The 13,462-nt window shown below is 64.7% G+C and carries 14 protein-coding genes; 9 read left to right on the top strand and 5 right to left on the bottom strand.

Annotated features, from left to right (window positions below; genetic code table 11):
- The first annotated feature begins 95 nt into the window (after positions 1 to 95).
- On the top strand, positions 96 to 509 hold the full coding sequence (locus D2V17_RS01325) for an EVE domain-containing protein (RefSeq protein ID WP_119591344.1): 414 nt from the start codon (positions 96 to 98) through the stop codon (positions 507 to 509).
- Here the strand turns inward: D2V17_RS01325 and D2V17_RS01320 are convergent.
- Complete coding sequence (locus D2V17_RS01320) at positions 506 to 2,179, bottom strand: thiamine pyrophosphate-dependent enzyme (protein ID WP_119591343.1); 1,674 nt, start codon at positions 2,177 to 2,179, stop codon at positions 506 to 508. The two genes, D2V17_RS01325 and D2V17_RS01320, sit on opposite strands and share 4 nt — an antisense overlap.
- 124 nt (positions 2,180 to 2,303) lie before the next feature.
- Here D2V17_RS01320 and D2V17_RS01315 point away from each other — a divergent pair, with 124 nt between their 5' ends.
- Entirely contained in the window at positions 2,304 to 2,507 is a 204-nt protein-coding gene (locus D2V17_RS01315; RefSeq protein WP_119591342.1) for a hypothetical protein, read from the top strand.
- Positions 2,508 to 2,517: 10 nt separating this feature from the next.
- Here D2V17_RS01315 and D2V17_RS01310 read toward each other — a convergent pair whose 3' ends face one another.
- Positions 2,518 to 3,831 carry an MFS transporter gene (locus D2V17_RS01310; protein WP_119591341.1) on the bottom strand — a complete coding sequence of 438 codons (1,314 nt, stop codon included), beginning with the start codon at positions 3,829 to 3,831 and terminating at the stop codon, positions 2,518 to 2,520.
- 123 nt (positions 3,832 to 3,954) lie between these two features.
- Between D2V17_RS01310 and pgsA the strand changes: the two genes are divergently transcribed.
- A complete protein-coding gene (gene pgsA, locus D2V17_RS01305) occupies positions 3,955 to 4,548 on the top strand; it encodes a CDP-diacylglycerol--glycerol-3-phosphate 3-phosphatidyltransferase (protein WP_119591340.1) in 594 nt (197 codons plus the stop codon).
- A 13-nt stretch (positions 4,549 to 4,561) separates the two neighbouring features.
- Here the strand turns inward: pgsA and D2V17_RS01300 are convergent, their stop codons facing one another.
- The 3 genes from D2V17_RS01300 to rnd form a co-directional block, all read right to left on the bottom strand.
- The gene (locus tag D2V17_RS01300) at positions 4,562 to 5,458 is read right to left on the bottom strand and encodes a hydrogen peroxide-inducible genes activator (RefSeq protein ID WP_119591339.1); all 897 of its coding nucleotides are present in this window, start codon (positions 5,456 to 5,458) and stop codon (positions 4,562 to 4,564) included.
- A gap of 169 nt (positions 5,459 to 5,627) precedes the next feature.
- Entirely contained in the window at positions 5,628 to 5,894 is a 267-nt protein-coding gene (locus D2V17_RS01295; RefSeq protein ID WP_119591381.1) for a GIY-YIG nuclease family protein, read from the bottom strand.
- Positions 5,895 to 5,975: 81 nt separating this feature from the next.
- A complete protein-coding gene (gene rnd, locus D2V17_RS01290) occupies positions 5,976 to 7,178 on the bottom strand; it encodes a ribonuclease D (RefSeq protein WP_119591338.1) in 1,203 nt (400 codons plus the stop codon).
- 189 nt (positions 7,179 to 7,367) lie between these two features.
- On the opposite strand from rnd, the gene aspS reads away from it, so the two are divergent.
- The 6 genes from aspS to D2V17_RS01260 all read left to right on the top strand — a co-directional run bounded on the left by aspS (position 7,368) and on the right by D2V17_RS01260 (position 13,382).
- Positions 7,368 to 9,149, top strand: a complete 1,782-nt coding sequence (aspS, locus tag D2V17_RS01285; RefSeq protein WP_119591337.1) for an aspartate--tRNA ligase — start codon at positions 7,368 to 7,370, stop codon at positions 9,147 to 9,149.
- Between the two features lie 83 nt (positions 9,150 to 9,232).
- Positions 9,233 to 10,150, top strand: a complete 918-nt coding sequence (locus D2V17_RS01280) for a tetratricopeptide repeat protein (protein WP_119591336.1) — start codon at positions 9,233 to 9,235, stop codon at positions 10,148 to 10,150.
- 117 nt (positions 10,151 to 10,267) lie between these two features.
- Complete coding sequence (locus tag D2V17_RS01275) at positions 10,268 to 10,504, top strand: acyl carrier protein (RefSeq protein ID WP_119591335.1); 237 nt, start codon at positions 10,268 to 10,270, stop codon at positions 10,502 to 10,504.
- Positions 10,505 to 10,604: 100 nt separating this feature from the next.
- Positions 10,605 to 11,864 (top strand): beta-ketoacyl-ACP synthase II, encoded by a 1,260-nt coding sequence (gene fabF / locus D2V17_RS01270; RefSeq protein ID WP_119591334.1) that lies wholly within the window; start codon positions 10,605 to 10,607, stop codon positions 11,862 to 11,864.
- Position 11,865: 1 nt separating this feature from the next.
- The gene (mltG, locus tag D2V17_RS01265; protein WP_119591333.1) at positions 11,866 to 12,834 is read left to right on the top strand and encodes an endolytic transglycosylase MltG; all 969 of its coding nucleotides are present in this window, start codon (positions 11,866 to 11,868) and stop codon (positions 12,832 to 12,834) included.
- Positions 12,831 to 13,382, top strand: a complete 552-nt coding sequence (locus tag D2V17_RS01260) for a 2'-5' RNA ligase family protein (RefSeq protein ID WP_245978415.1) — start codon at positions 12,831 to 12,833, stop codon at positions 13,380 to 13,382. The genes mltG and D2V17_RS01260 overlap by 4 nt, the downstream gene beginning before the upstream one ends.
- Positions 13,383 to 13,462: the final 80 nt, after the last annotated feature.

The raw sequence follows: 13,462 nt of genomic DNA, 5'->3' as shown, positions 1-13,462 counted from the left end.
ATGCCTCTTTCTCGCCCATCACATTCAACATCCGGTTAATTGCGAACACAGAGTCAACCGTCTAGGCCCGGTCCCTTAGAAGGAGGGCTGATTACGTGCATCGCTGGCTGATCAAATCGGAACCGTTCAAATACGCATGGGAAGACCTGCTGCGTGATGGTGAGACGGTCTGGGACGGGGTTCGCAACCACCGTGCCGCCAACAATCTGCGCACCATGGAGGTGGGCGATCTTGCCTTTTTCTACCATTCGAACAAGGGTTTGGAGGTGGTGGGCATTGCCGAGGTGAGCGAGGCAGGGCTGATCGATCCGACAGATCCTGAAGGCAAGTGGCCAACGGTGAAGTTCAAGCCGGTCGAGCCGGTGCCGAGCCCGGTTACGCTGAAGGCGATCAAGGCCAATCCCGCGCTGGAGGGAATCGAGCTGGTGCGGCTGGGACGCCTCTCGGTGGCCGAGCTGACCGTAAAGGAATGGGACGAGATTCTGCGTATGTCGCGCGAGGCCGCCTAGGCCCCGCGCAACCCGCTGATCGTTGCGCCGCCGGCGCTGAGCTGCTCGATGTCGGTCAGGCAGTGGATCAGGCGCAGGCCGTCGTGCTGCATGGCCTCTCTCAGCGCTTCGTCGAACTCGGCGTTGGTGCTGACCGTGGCGGCCCAGGCGCCGTAGCTGCGACCCATCATCGCAAAGTCCGGGTTGGCGAGACGAGTCGCGGAGACGCGGCCCGGATATTCGCGCTCCTGATGCATGCGGATCGTGCCATAGGCCGAGTTGTCGAACACGATGACCAGCATATGCGCGCCGTGCTGGGCGGCGGTGGCCAGCTCCTGCGCGTTCATCAGGAAGTCGCCGTCGCCGCAGACGGCCACCACGCAGCGCTCGGGAAAGCGCAGCGCGGCGGCGACGGCTGCGGGAATGCCATAGCCCATTGCGCCAGCGGTGGGGGCAAGCTGTGAGGGGAACCCGGCATAGGGCCAGTAACGGTGCCACCAGCCGGAGAAATTGCCCGCGCCGTTGCAGATGATCGAATCGGCCGGAAGCACATCGCGCGCCGTCGCCAGCGCGCGGGCGAGGTCGAGCGGGAACAGCGCCTCCTCGCGCGGGGTGTTCCATGCGCGCCATTCGGCGTGAGCCTCGGCTCCGGCATCGAAGGTGATGATGCTGCCGTCGTCCCACAGTTCGGCGCTTTCGGAGAACTCGGCGGGGTCGGCGCAGATGGCGAGGTCGGTGCGATAGACGCGGCCCAGTTCCTCGGGATCGGGGTGGACGTGGATCAGCACCTGGCCCGGATGATCGGGCGTGATGAGGCTGTAGCCGTCGGTGGTCGCCTCACCCAGCCGCGCGCCCACCACCAGCACCAGATCGGCCTCCTTGATCCGGCTGACCAGCTTCGGATTGGGGCCATAGCCGAGATTGCCCGCATAGACCGGCGATGACGGCCGGAGTGCGTCCTGACGGCGGAAGGCGGTGGCGACGGGCAGGCCGATCCGCTCGGCGAAGGCGGTGAAGTGGGTGCGCGCCTTTGCGTGCCAGCCCGCGCCGCCGACAATCGCCACGGGAGCCGCGGCATCCCCGATCATCGCCATCAGCGCCGATAGCGCATCGGGGCATGGCGGCTGGGCCGGGCGCATCACTGCGGGGCGCGGGGTGGCGGCGATGTCGGGTTCGTGCAGCATGTCCTCGGGCAGGGCGAGCACCACCGGGCCGGGGCGTCCGGCAATGGCGGTCGACCAGGCGCGGGCGACATATTCGGGAATGCGGGCGGGATCGTCGATCCGCGCGGCCCACTTGCAGATGGGGCCGAAGAAGGCGGCGAAGTCCATCTCCTGAAAGCCCTCGCGGTCGCGCATCGTGCGGTCCACATCGCCGATGAACAGGATCATCGGCTGCGAATCCTGCATCGCCACATGCACGCCAATGCTGGCGTTGGTCGCGCCGGGGCCGCGGGTGACGAAGGCCACGCCCGGCTGCATCCGCATCGCCCCATCGGCGCAGGCCATAAAGGCGGCGCCGCCCTCTTGCCTGCAGGTCACCACCTCGATTGCGTCACCCTCAGCCAGCGCATCGAGCACCGGCAGGAAGCTCTCGCCGGGGACGGTGAACACACGGTCGCATCCCTGTTCGGCAAGGCAGGCGACGAGCAACTGGGCGGCGGTGAGCGGGCTGGCGGCAGACGGTTTCATTCGCACCGGGCTAGCGCGGCCTGTCGGGCTCGGCAAGCAGAGGGCATTTGGCCAAGCTGTCCCTTGTCTGGACACAAGGCTAACCGGGCTCGCCAATGGTTAGCGAAACGTTAACTTCCTTCCCATGAGAAGAGCGCTTGTCCTCACCTCCGAATCGGCACGCCACCCGTTCCGGGCGTCGCTGCCGCCGCATGTCTTTGCGCGGATGGGCGAGGTTGAGCCGCAGGTGCCGTGGTATCTCCGGCTCGGCCTGACGCGGGCCGACATCGAAAGTGCGGCGGCGACCTATTGCACCGGCTTCGTCGCCGTGTTCACCTTCTTCGCCTGAACTGGCGGGCTCAACTGCGGCGGGCGACCTTTTCGGCCTGCCACAGCCGCCAGCCCAGCCAGGCCGAGATCACGCACATGCCAGCGCTGAGCAGCAGTTGCTCGGCCAGCGGAACTCCGAAATAGCTCAGCCCCAGCGCGAGGATCGAGCCCACCACCATAGCCCCGGCATTGACGATGTTGTTCGCCGCCACCGTGCGGCTGGCTTCGCTGGTTTCCACCCGCGTGGTGAGGAAGGCATAAAGCGGCACCACGAACATGCCGCCGAACACCGCGATCATCAGCAGCGAGCCGAGCACCAGCCAGGCCATGGGGTGGGCCACGAACTCGGCAATGTCGAGCAGCCTCGTGCTGGCGATGCTGGCGTTCCAGGCGCGGCAGACGAAGTAGAACAGCGCCACCATCACCCCCATCGCGATCACCGATGCGGGCGAGAAGCGCGCCGAGACATCGCCTTTGAGCAGTGCATTGATCGCCACCGAGCCGATCGCAATGCCGATCGAGAACACCACGAGGAACAGGCTGGCCACTTCCTTGCTCGCCATCAGGACGTTCTTGGCCAGAGGCGGGAACTGGATGAACAGCACCGCGCCGATGGTCCAGAAGAAGCTGATCGCGAGAATGGCGAAGAATACCTCGCGGTTGTGCATCGTGCGGGCAACGATGCGGACCGAGGCAGTGAAGGGGTTGTAGTCGATCGGCTCGACCTTGCCGATGGCCGGGGCCGAGGGGATCTTGCGGCTGGAGAAGAAGCCCAGCACGGCGATCACGATCACCAGCCCGGCGGCGATCTCCACCTCGATAAACCCGGCCAGGATCGTGCCCGCCATGATCGCAAGGTAAGTGCCCGCCTCGACGAGGCCCGTGCCCGCCAGCACTTCCTGCGGTTGCAGATGTTGCGGCAGGATCGAATACTTGATCGGCCCGATGAAGGTCGAATGGATGCCCATGGCAAACAGCGCCAGCAGCATCAGCGGCAAGGCCAGCACCTCGGTCATCACGCCCAGCCAGGCGAGCGTCAGCCCGGTCGCCCCGACCGACATGATCGCGATTTCGGCCGCCTTCACGATGCGGATGATCTTCGCCTTGTCGCGCATGTCGGCCAGCTGCCCGGCCAGCGCCGACAGCAGGAAGAACGGCAGGATGAACAGGCCCGAGGCGACGCCCGAAAAGACCGTCTCCGCCGCGGCCGAATTGTAGACCGAATAGACGACGAACAGCACCATGGCGTTCTTGTAGAGGTTGTCGTTGAAGGCGTTGAACAGCTGGGTCACGAACAGCGGGCCGAAACGGTGCTGACGGAGAAGATAGGTCGAGGTGAGCATCTATGCCTTCGCGCTGCCTGCGGACTTTCACGCCCGCGGGCGCTGTCCCATGCCTTAGGGATTTACACGACAATGCGCCAAGGCCTTTTTCCCGGCACCATATCGCACTAGGGGAGGCGAGACATGCTGACGCTGCCCAACATCCTGACGATGAGCCGGATCGCGATGATCCCCCTGCTGGCCGCCCTGCTGTGGTGGCCAGGCTGGTATGCGGGGTATCTCGCCGCTTTCGTGCTCTACTGTGTGATGGGCATCACCGACTATTTCGACGGGATGCTGGCACGCCAGAGCGGGAAGGTGTCGAAGCTCGGCATCTTCCTCGATCCGATTGCCGACAAGATCATGGTCGTCTCGGTGATTCTGGTGCTGGCGGCGATGGGGGTGCTGAACGGTCCCTATGCGGGCGACGTGCATGTGATTGCCGGCATGATCATCGTGATCCGTGAGATCGCCGTGTCGGGCCTGCGCGAGTTTCTCGGGGGCTTGCAGGTCAGCGTGCCGGTGTCGAAGCTCGCCAAGTGGAAGACGACCTTTCAGCTGATTTCGCTCGGCGCGCTGATTCTGGGGCAGGGCCTGCCCGACTGGACCATTGTGGAGGGCGGGATCGTCCACAACGTGCCGCACATCGTGGGCCTTATCACCCTGTGGGCGGCAGCGGTGCTGACCGTGATTACCGGCTGGGACTACCTGCGCGTCGGCCTGAAACACATGGATTGAGAGGCAGGCGAGGCTAGCCCGCACACAGCTCCTCGGCCAGCATGCGAAACTCCTCCTCACGCGGGGAATTGGCCCGCCAGACGAGCGCGATTTCACGGCTGGTCTTGGGGCCCTTGAGCGGGCGTGCGACCACGTTGGTTTCGTGTAGAATGCCTGCATCAATCGCCATCTTGGGCAGCATCGTCAGGCCGAGGCCGTTGTCGACCATCTGCACCAACGTGTGCAGCGATGTACCGATCATCGTCGCGCTGGCGCGCAGTTCGGGCCGGTTGCAGGCGGCGAGGGCGTGCTCTTTCAGACAGTGCCCGTCTTCGAGCAGCATCAGGCGCGCTTCGTCGATCATCGCGGGCGGAATCTCGGCGGGCGGATCGCGCGGATCGTCCTTGGGGAAGGCGACGTAGAGTTCGTCGTCGCAGATTTTTGCCTTGGCCACCTCGCCGGTAGCGAAGGGGAGGGCGAGCAGCACACAATCGGCGCGGCCATGGTGCAGCGATTCGATGGCGTGGTCGCTCGTCTCCTCGCGCAGGAACAGCTTTAGCTGCGGGCGCTCTTTGCGCAGGCGCGGGAGAATGCGCGGAAGCAGGAACGGGGCGATGGTGGGGATCACGCTCATGCGCAGCTCGCCCGACAGCGGCTGGCCGGCGGCCTGCACCAGTTCGCTCAGCTCCTCGGCCTCGCGCAGCAGGCGGTGCGCCTTGGCCACCACCTGATTGCCGAGCGGCGTGAACCGCACGACCCGGCGGCTGCGCTCGACCAGCGTCACTCCGAGCAGGCTTTCGAGTTCGCGAATGCCCGCCGAAAGCGTCGACTGCGAGACGAAGCTGGCGTCAGCGGCGCGGCCGAAGTGGCCCGCCTCGTGCAGCGCGACGAGATATTGCAGCTGCTTGATGGTGGGGAGGTAGGTGCTCATGCTCCTCGTCTCCTTAGCCTAATATTCCGTCATTGCGAGCGTAGCGAAGCAATCCATCGTCAGACCTCGCCTCACCTGGCCACACATTTTCCAGGCTGGGAACTGGATTGCTTCGCTGCGCTCGCAATGACAAGAGGCGCGGCTTGCGAGTTCGACGCCCATTTCGCTCCTAGCTTCGCATCTTGTGCCAGAGGTCGAACCAATCGGGGTTATCCTCCTCGATCAGCGCCACCTTCTTCTTCCGCGAGCCGCCTTTGATCTGCTGCTCGCGCAAGATGGCCAGTTCCATGGTGGCATGCAATTCGAACCAGACCAGCAGCTTGCAGCCGTACTTCCTCGTGAAGCCGTCAACCATGCCCTCGCGGTGTTGCCATACGCGCCGCTGCAAATCCGAGGTCACGCCGGTGTAGATCGCGCCGTGCTTGCGGTTGGCCATCAAGTAGGCTGCGGGTTGGAAGTGGGCGCGCACCGGAGCTGGATTGCTTCGCTACGCTCGCAATGACGAGTGTGGCGGCATCTACTCCGCCGCCGCCTGTGCGGCCCCATCGGCTTCGACATCGTCGATGTGCGTCATCTTCAGCCGCCCTTTCTCGACCGCGAAGGCCAGCCTGCCCTCGACCAGTTCCAGCGCATCGCGGCCGAACACCTCGTAGCGCCAGCCTTCGAGCACCGGCAGCTTGCGGATCCCGGCCGCCAGCGACTCCATCTCGTCCGAACGGGTGAGCAGGCGTGAGGCCACGTCGATCTCGCGGCAACGGATTTTCAGCAGCAGCTTGAGCAGGTCAGCCACCAAAGCGCCTTCCTTGCCAAGCGGCGCGCCGCGGCCCGAACGTTCGGGCAGTTCGTCGGAGGGCAGAGGCTCGGCACCCGCGATCACTTTCATCAGCCGCTTGCCGATGTCGTTCTCGGCCCAGGCCTGCGACAGGCCGCGCACCTTGGCGAGGTCAGCCTGCTTTTTCGGCGGGTGGCTGGCGATGTCGGCCAGCGTCTCGTCGCGGATGATGCGGCCGCGCGGGATGTCCTTGCCCTGCGCCTCTGTCTCGCGCCATGCCGCGAGCGCCTTCAGCCGCCCGAGCACCGCCGGATTGCGCCCCGGGGCACGGATGCGCCGCCAGGCCAGCTCAAGATCGTTGGCATAGTTCGCCGGATCGGCCAGCTTCTCCATCTCGGCGTCGAGCCAGTGGCCGCGGTCGGTCTTGATCAGCTTTTTCAGGATGCGCGGGAAGATGTCCGCCAGATAGGTCACGTCGCCGATGGCATATTCGATCTGCCGCTCGGTCAGCGGGCGGCGGCTCCAGTCGGTGAAGCGGGCGCCCTTGTCGATCGTCTTGCCGAGCCAGCTTTCCACGAGATTGGCATAGCCGATCTGCTCCGACTGGCTGATCGCCATCATCGCGATCTGGGTGTCGAAAATCGGGTGCGGGGTTTTCCCGGTGAAATTGTAGACGATCTCCACGTCCTGCCCGCCCGCGTGGAAGACCTTGAGCACGTCCTCGTTCTCGCACAGCAGGTTCCACAGCGGCGTGAGGTCGATGCCCTTGGCCAGCGGATCGACGGCTGCGGCCTCCTCGTTGTTGCCGATCTGGATCAGGCACAGCAGCGGATAATAGGTGTTCTCGCGCATGAACTCGGTGTCGACACAGACGAAATCGTGTTCTGCGAGCCGCTCGCACAGGTCGGCGAGTTCGGCGGACTTGGTAATCAGGGGATGGATCTTCATGTCTTTCCCATACAAGGTTTGGACGGTGCACCGTCCGTCGGCCTACCATTCGCCACAGTCCCCGGCAGAGGTGCCGACCTTGACAAAGCGACTGGCTTGCCCTGTTAGCGCGCGCGTAAAGCAATGGCTTGGAGCGACGCTGCGTTGCGCGCCCTTAGCCCTTTAGCCCGCCTTTTGGAAAGAGTCCCCATGCACGCCTATCGTACCCACACTTGTGCCGCATTGAACCAGAGTGCCGTCGGCCAGAGCGTCCGCCTGTCGGGCTGGGTGCACAACAAGCGAGATCATGGCGGCGTGCTGTTCGTCGATCTGCGCGATCACTATGGCATCACCCAGATCGTGGCCGACAGCGATTCCCCCGCGCAGCCGATGCTCGAAAAGCTGAAGCTGGAATCGGTCGTCACCATCGATGGCGATGTGAAGGCCCGTGCGCCCGAAGCGGTCAACCCGAACCTGCCGACCGGCGGGATCGAGGTCTTCGCCCGCGAGGTGACGATCCAGAGCCGCGCCGAGGAACTGCCGCTGATCGTCAACTCGGCGGAGGACTACCCCGAGGAAACGCGCCTCAAGTATCGCTTTGTCGATCTGCGCCGTGAGCGGGTGCACAACAACATCATCCTGCGTTCGAAGGTGATTTCGAGCCTGCGCCAGCGGATGATCGCGCAAGGCTTCAACGAGTTCCAGACCCCGATCCTCGGCGCCTCCAGCCCCGAGGGCGCGCGCGACTATCTGGTGCCGAGCCGCCTGCATCCGGGCCGGTTCTATGCGCTGCCGCAAGCGCCGCAGATGTTTAAGCAGCTGCTTATGGTGGCCGGCTTCGACCGCTATTTCCAGATCGCCCCCTGCTTCCGCGACGAAGACCTGCGCGCCGACCGTTCGCCCGAATTCTACCAGCTCGACTTCGAGATGAGCTTCGTCACGCAGGAAGATGTGTTCCAGGCCATCGAGCCGGTGCTGGCGGGCGTGTTCGAGGAGTTCTCGGGCGGCAAGTCGGTCACTCCGGCGGGCGAGTTTCCGCGCATTCCTTACCGCGAGGCGATGCTCAAGTACGGCAGCGACAAGCCCGACCTGCGCAACCCGATCCTGATCTCGGACGTATCGCACCACTTCACCAGCTCGGGCTTCGGCATCTTCGAGAAGATCGTCGGCACCGGCGGCGTGGTCCGCGCGATCCCCGCGCCGAACACGGCGGACAAGAGCCGCAAGTTCTTCGACGAGATGAACGACTGGTCGAAGAAAGAGGGCTTTGCCGGGCTCGGCTATGTCACCCGCAAGGGCGGCGAATTCGGCGGCCCCATCGCCAAGAACCATGGCCCGGAAGAGATGGCCAAGCTCTATGAGGAGCTGGGGCTGGGCGACGACGACGGTCTGTTCTTCGCCGCGGGCAAGGAAAAGGACGCGGCCAAGCTGGCGGGCGCTGCGCGCACCCGCACCGGCGAAATCCTCGGCCTGATCGAGGAGAACTGCTTCAAGTTCTGCTGGATCGTCGACTTCCCGATGTACGAGTACGACGAGGACGCCAAGAAGGTCGACTTCAGCCACAACCCGTTCTCGATGCCGCAGGGCGAGATGGAGGCGCTGGAAACGCAGGATCCGCTCGATATCCTCGCCTGGCAGTACGACATCGTCTGCAATGGCTACGAGCTCAGCTCGGGCGCGATCCGGAACCACCGCCCGGACATCATGTACAAGGCCTTCGAGGTCGCCGGCTACAGCAAGGCCGATGTGGACGAGAACTTCTCCGGCATGATCGAGGCGTTCAAGCTTGGCGCGCCGCCGCACGGTGGCTCGGCTCCGGGGATCGACCGCATCGTGATGCTGCTCGCCGACGAGCCGAACATCCGCGAGGTAATCGCCTTCCCGCTGAACCAGCGCGCGCAGGATCTGATGATGGGCGCGCCCTCGCAGGTCTCGCCCCGCCAGCTGCGCGATGTGCATATCCGCACGGTCGAAGCGCCCAAGGAAGGCTGATTGTTGTAGGCCAGTATCTTCGTGCTGTGTTCAGGTTTCTTGCCCTAAACATTACAAAGGTGATGAGGCGAAGGAACGGGAACATGATACGAAGAGCGGCCCTTGCGGCCCTTGCCGCGCTGGCTCTGGCAACTCCGGCAGCAGCAGAAACGCTGACCGTCGAGACCTACAGTCCGGCGCTCAGCGCGGCGGCGCTCGGGGTGCAGACCATCACGGTCGACCACTTTGCTGGCCGCGAAGGCACGCGCTTCTCGTTCATGGTGGCAGACGCGTTGCAACAGGCGTCGATCCGCGGACAGCCGTGGTTTACCGTGCTGGTGGACGATGGGCCTGGAGCGGACGCGGTGCTTGAGGGCCGCGTGACCCCGCACATTGCCGAGCACCGTTTTCGCCGCAAGCGCGAGGTCTGCTGGACCTACGACGAAGACGGCGCCTGCAGCGAGAGGCGCAAGGTCGAACTCGACTGCATCCGGTTGCAGGTCAATGTCCGCCCGGATGTGCGCCTGGTGCGGCGCGACGGGGCCCTGCTGTGGACCTTTACCTCGGCGCGGGGCGATCAGGAAGAGTTCTGCCCCGACGTGGACGACCATCCCGACGTGCGTGCCATGATCATGGACGTCCTGCCCGATCTCGCCCATGATATCCGGCGCGAACTCGCGCCGACGGGCACGATCCTGCCGGTCCGCATCATGGAGCGGCGCAACGGCCTTTCGGGCGATGACCGCGACCGGTTTCGCGATGCCGTGAGCCGGACCAAAAGCGACGAGTCTGCTGCCTGCGAATCTTTCGAGAGCCTGCATTCCGCGAACCCCGACCAGCCTTCGCTGATGTTCAATGTGGGGCTTTGTGCCGAACGGCGCGGCGATCACTCGCTGGCCCAAGAGCGATATCGCGCGGCGCTGGCCTCGGACCGCTCGGATGGCGCGGCATCCGCGGGATTGCGCCGGATCGACGACACCGCCACGGCCAGTGCACAAATTGCCTTTCATTTTGGACAATAGCCCCGCAATCCCCATATTGCTGGTCGCAAAGCCGTTTTACGGCACTTGCCAGCCTCCGCAGCACTCATTAGGGGCGATTGCGAAACGAATTCAGAACCCTTCGAAAGGCACAGTTTCATGAGCGATATCGCTGACCGCGTTAAAAAGATTGTCGTCGAGAACCTCGGCGTCGAGGAAGAGAAAGTCACCCCGGACGCGAGCTTCATCGACGATCTGGGCGCAGACAGCCTCGACATCGTCGAGCTGGTGATGGCCTTCGAGGAAGAGTTCGGTGTCGAGATCCCCGACGATGCGGCGGAGAAGATCAACACCGTTGGCGATGCCATCAAGTACATCGAAGAACATACCGACTGAGGTCGGACCGCCTCGTTCGCGAAAGGTCCGCCCGATCGCGGACGAGGATTAAAGGCTCAGCCATCTCGGCTGGGCCTTTTGTGATTGTGGAGAGCTACTTATGCGGCGTGTCGTCGTAACCGGATTGGGGCTTGTCACGCCGCTGGGCGCTGACGTCGAAACAACCTGGGCCAACCTGATTGCGGGCAAGAGCGGGATCGGCGCGATCACCCGCTTCGATACCACGGGTCAGAAGTGCCTGATCGCCGGCGAGGTCAAGCCGGCGGATCATGAGTATGGGTTCGATCCGAACAAGCGGGTCGATCACAAGGTGCAGCGTCAGGTCGATCCGTTCATCATCTACGGGATCGACGCCGCCGGACAGGCGATCGAAGATGCGGGCCTCGAAGACATGTCCGAAGAGCTGCGCCTGCGCGCGGGCTGTTCGATCGGCTCGGGCATCGGCGGCTTGCCGGGTATCGAACTCGAATCGGTCAACCTGCACGAACGCGGCCCCGGCCGGGTCAGCCCGCACTTCGTGCATGGCCGTCTGATCAACCTGATCTCGGGCCAGGTCTCGATCAAATACGGGCTGATGGGGCCGAACCATGCGGTCGTCACCGCCTGCTCCACCGGCGCGCATTCGATTGGCGACGCCGCGCGCATGATCCGCGACGACGATGCCGACATCATGCTGGCGGGCGGTGCGGAAGGCACGATCAACCCGCTCGGCGTGGCGGGCTTTGCCCAGGCGCGCGCGCTCAACTGCTCGATGAACGATCGGCCCACCGAAGCCAGCCGTCCCTACGACAAGGACCGCGACGGCTTCGTGATGGGCGAGGGCGCGGGCGTGGTGGTGCTGGAAGAGTACGAGCACGCCAAGGCGCGCGGCGCGAAGATCTATGCCGAGGTGGTCGGCTATGGCCTGTCGGGCGATGCCTATCACGTCACCGCGCCGCACCCCGAGGGCAAGGGCGCGGAGAACTCGATGCGCATGGCGCTGCGCAAGGCCGGAATGGGGCCGGGCGACATCGACTATGTCAACGCCCACGGCACCTCGACCATGGCCGACACCATCGAACTGGCGGCGGTCAAGCGCGTGCTGGGCGACGATCTCGCCGGTGCCTCGATGAGCAGCACCAAGAGCGCGATCGGCCATCTGCTGGGCGGCGCGGGCGCGGTGGAGAGCATCTTCTGCATTCTCGCCATGCGCGACGGCGTGGTTCCGCCTACGCTTAACCTGCACAACCCCGATGAGGGCACCGAAGGCGTCGATCTGGTGCCGCTGGTGGCCAGGAAGCGTGAAGTGCGCGCGGTGCTGAACAACTCGTTCGGCTTCGGCGGCACCAACGCCTCGCTGGTGATGAAGAAGGTCGACTGACATGCGCCTGCTCGGCGGTTTGCTGCTCGCCGCTGTTCTGGTTGCGGTGGCTGTCGTCGGGTGGGGCGCCTGGGGCTGGTATGGCGCCTCGACGGTCGGGAAGGAGACCTCCTTCATCGTGCCGTCGGGGGCCGCGTTATCGTCGGTGGCGGACAAGCTCGAAGACGAAGGCCTGATCGCCTCGGCCGAAACCTTTACCCTGCGCGCCAAGCTGCTCGGCAGCGATGCTCCGATCAAGGCGGGCGAGTTTCTGATTCCGGCAGGTGCAAGCGGGTCGGCAATCCTCGCTAAGCTGCAAAGCAACGACGTGGTGCGCCGCTTCGTGACCATCCCTGAGGGGATGCCTTCGATTCTCGTCCATGAAAAGCTGATGGCCGAGCCACTGCTGACCGGCGAGATCGCGGTGCCCGCAGAGGGCTCGGTGCTGCCCGAAAGCTACGATTTCGAACGCGGAGAAAGCCGGCAGGCGGTACTCGACCGGATGCAGGCCGCGATGACCAGGGCGCTGGCCGAGGAGTGGGAAAAGCGCGGCCCGAACATCGCCGTCAGCACCCCGCGCGAGGCGCTGATTCTCGCTGGCATTGTCGAGAAGGAAACCGGCGTGCCGGAAGAGCGGACCAAGGTCGCCGGGCTCTATTCCAACCGTCTGCGGCAGGGCATCATGCTGCAGGCCGATCCCACGATCATCTACCCCATCACCAAGGGCAAACCGCTGGGTCGGCGCATTCGCCAGTCGGAGATCGCCGCGATCAACGACTACAACACCTATTCGATGCTGGGCCTGCCCAAGGCGCCGATCACCAATCCGGGCCGCGCCAGCATCGCAGCGGTGCTGAACCCGGCGAAGACCAGCGCGCTTTACATGGTGGCCGACGGCAAGGGCGGCCATGCATTCGCCGACACGCTGGCCGAACACAATGCCAACGTCGAGAAGTGGTACGCGCTGCGCCGTGAGCGGGGCGAGATGTGAGCGGGGAGGGGGCCGACAAGTCGTTGCCGGCCCCGTTGATCGTTACGGCGCTGCTGCCCGAAAGCCTGCAATCGCGCGCCGATCAGCTGCGGCAGGCGCATTTCCCACCCGAGCGTAATTTTCTCAAGGCACACGTGACGCTGTTTCACGCGCTGCCGCCGAGCTGCGAGGCGGAGCTGCGCGCGGTGCTGGCGGGGCTGGCGCGCGAACATGCGCCGGTGCCTGCCTGTCTGACCGGTGTGATGAAGCTGGGGCGGGGCACGGCGCTGGGAATCGAGAGCGAGGCCATGCTGGCGCTGTGGGAGCGATTGGCCGATCATTTCCACGGTCTGCTCACGCCGCAGGACGAGCATCGCCCGCGCCTGCATGTGACGATCCAGAACAAGGTCTCATTGGAGGCGGCCAAGGCGCTTCAGGCGGAGCTTTTGCCGCGTATTCAAGCGCGTGAGTTCGCCTTTCGGGGCTTTGGGCTGCATGCCTATCGCGGCGGTCCATGGGAGCTTGTGCGCGAGTTTGCGTTCCGGGGGCGGGCGCGGGTCGACGATTGATTTGCAAAGAGCGAAAAGGCGGGGTTGACCGCCGCCTCAGGGCGACCTAAAGGGCGCGCCTTGCCAGCGTGTTCGCACCG

The sequence above is a fragment of the Aurantiacibacter xanthus genome, assembly GCF_003584015.1.
GTDB lineage: Bacteria > Pseudomonadota > Alphaproteobacteria > Sphingomonadales > Sphingomonadaceae > Alteraurantiacibacter > Alteraurantiacibacter xanthus.
This window is presented reverse-complemented; position numbering and strand designations above follow the sequence as displayed.

Bases quoted from the DNA above. Each gene is read 5' to 3' on its own strand.
- fabF (WP_119591334.1), top strand. From the start codon at position 10,605: ATGCGGCGTGTCGTCGTAACCGGATTGGGGCTTGTCACGCCGCTGGGC.
- D2V17_RS01300 (WP_119591339.1), bottom strand. From the start codon at position 5,458: ATGAGCACCTACCTCCCCACCATCAAGCAGCTGCAATATCTCGTCGCG.
- D2V17_RS01280 (WP_119591336.1), top strand. From the start codon at position 9,233: ATGATACGAAGAGCGGCCCTTGCGGCCCTTGCCGCGCTGGCTCTGGCA.
- D2V17_RS01295 (WP_119591381.1), bottom strand. From the start codon at position 5,894: ATGGCCAACCGCAAGCACGGCGCGATCTACACCGGCGTGACCTCGGAT.
- rnd (WP_119591338.1), bottom strand. From the start codon at position 7,178: ATGAAGATCCATCCCCTGATTACCAAGTCCGCCGAACTCGCCGACCTG.
- D2V17_RS01310 (WP_119591341.1), bottom strand. From the start codon at position 3,831: ATGCTCACCTCGACCTATCTTCTCCGTCAGCACCGTTTCGGCCCGCTG.
- aspS (WP_119591337.1), top strand. From the start codon at position 7,368: ATGCACGCCTATCGTACCCACACTTGTGCCGCATTGAACCAGAGTGCC.
- D2V17_RS01275 (WP_119591335.1), top strand. From the start codon at position 10,268: ATGAGCGATATCGCTGACCGCGTTAAAAAGATTGTCGTCGAGAACCTC.
- D2V17_RS01315 (WP_119591342.1), top strand. From the start codon at position 2,304: ATGAGAAGAGCGCTTGTCCTCACCTCCGAATCGGCACGCCACCCGTTC.
- mltG (WP_119591333.1), top strand. From the start codon at position 11,866: ATGCGCCTGCTCGGCGGTTTGCTGCTCGCCGCTGTTCTGGTTGCGGTG.
- D2V17_RS01320 (WP_119591343.1), bottom strand. From the start codon at position 2,179: ATGAAACCGTCTGCCGCCAGCCCGCTCACCGCCGCCCAGTTGCTCGTC.
- pgsA (WP_119591340.1), top strand. From the start codon at position 3,955: ATGCTGACGCTGCCCAACATCCTGACGATGAGCCGGATCGCGATGATC.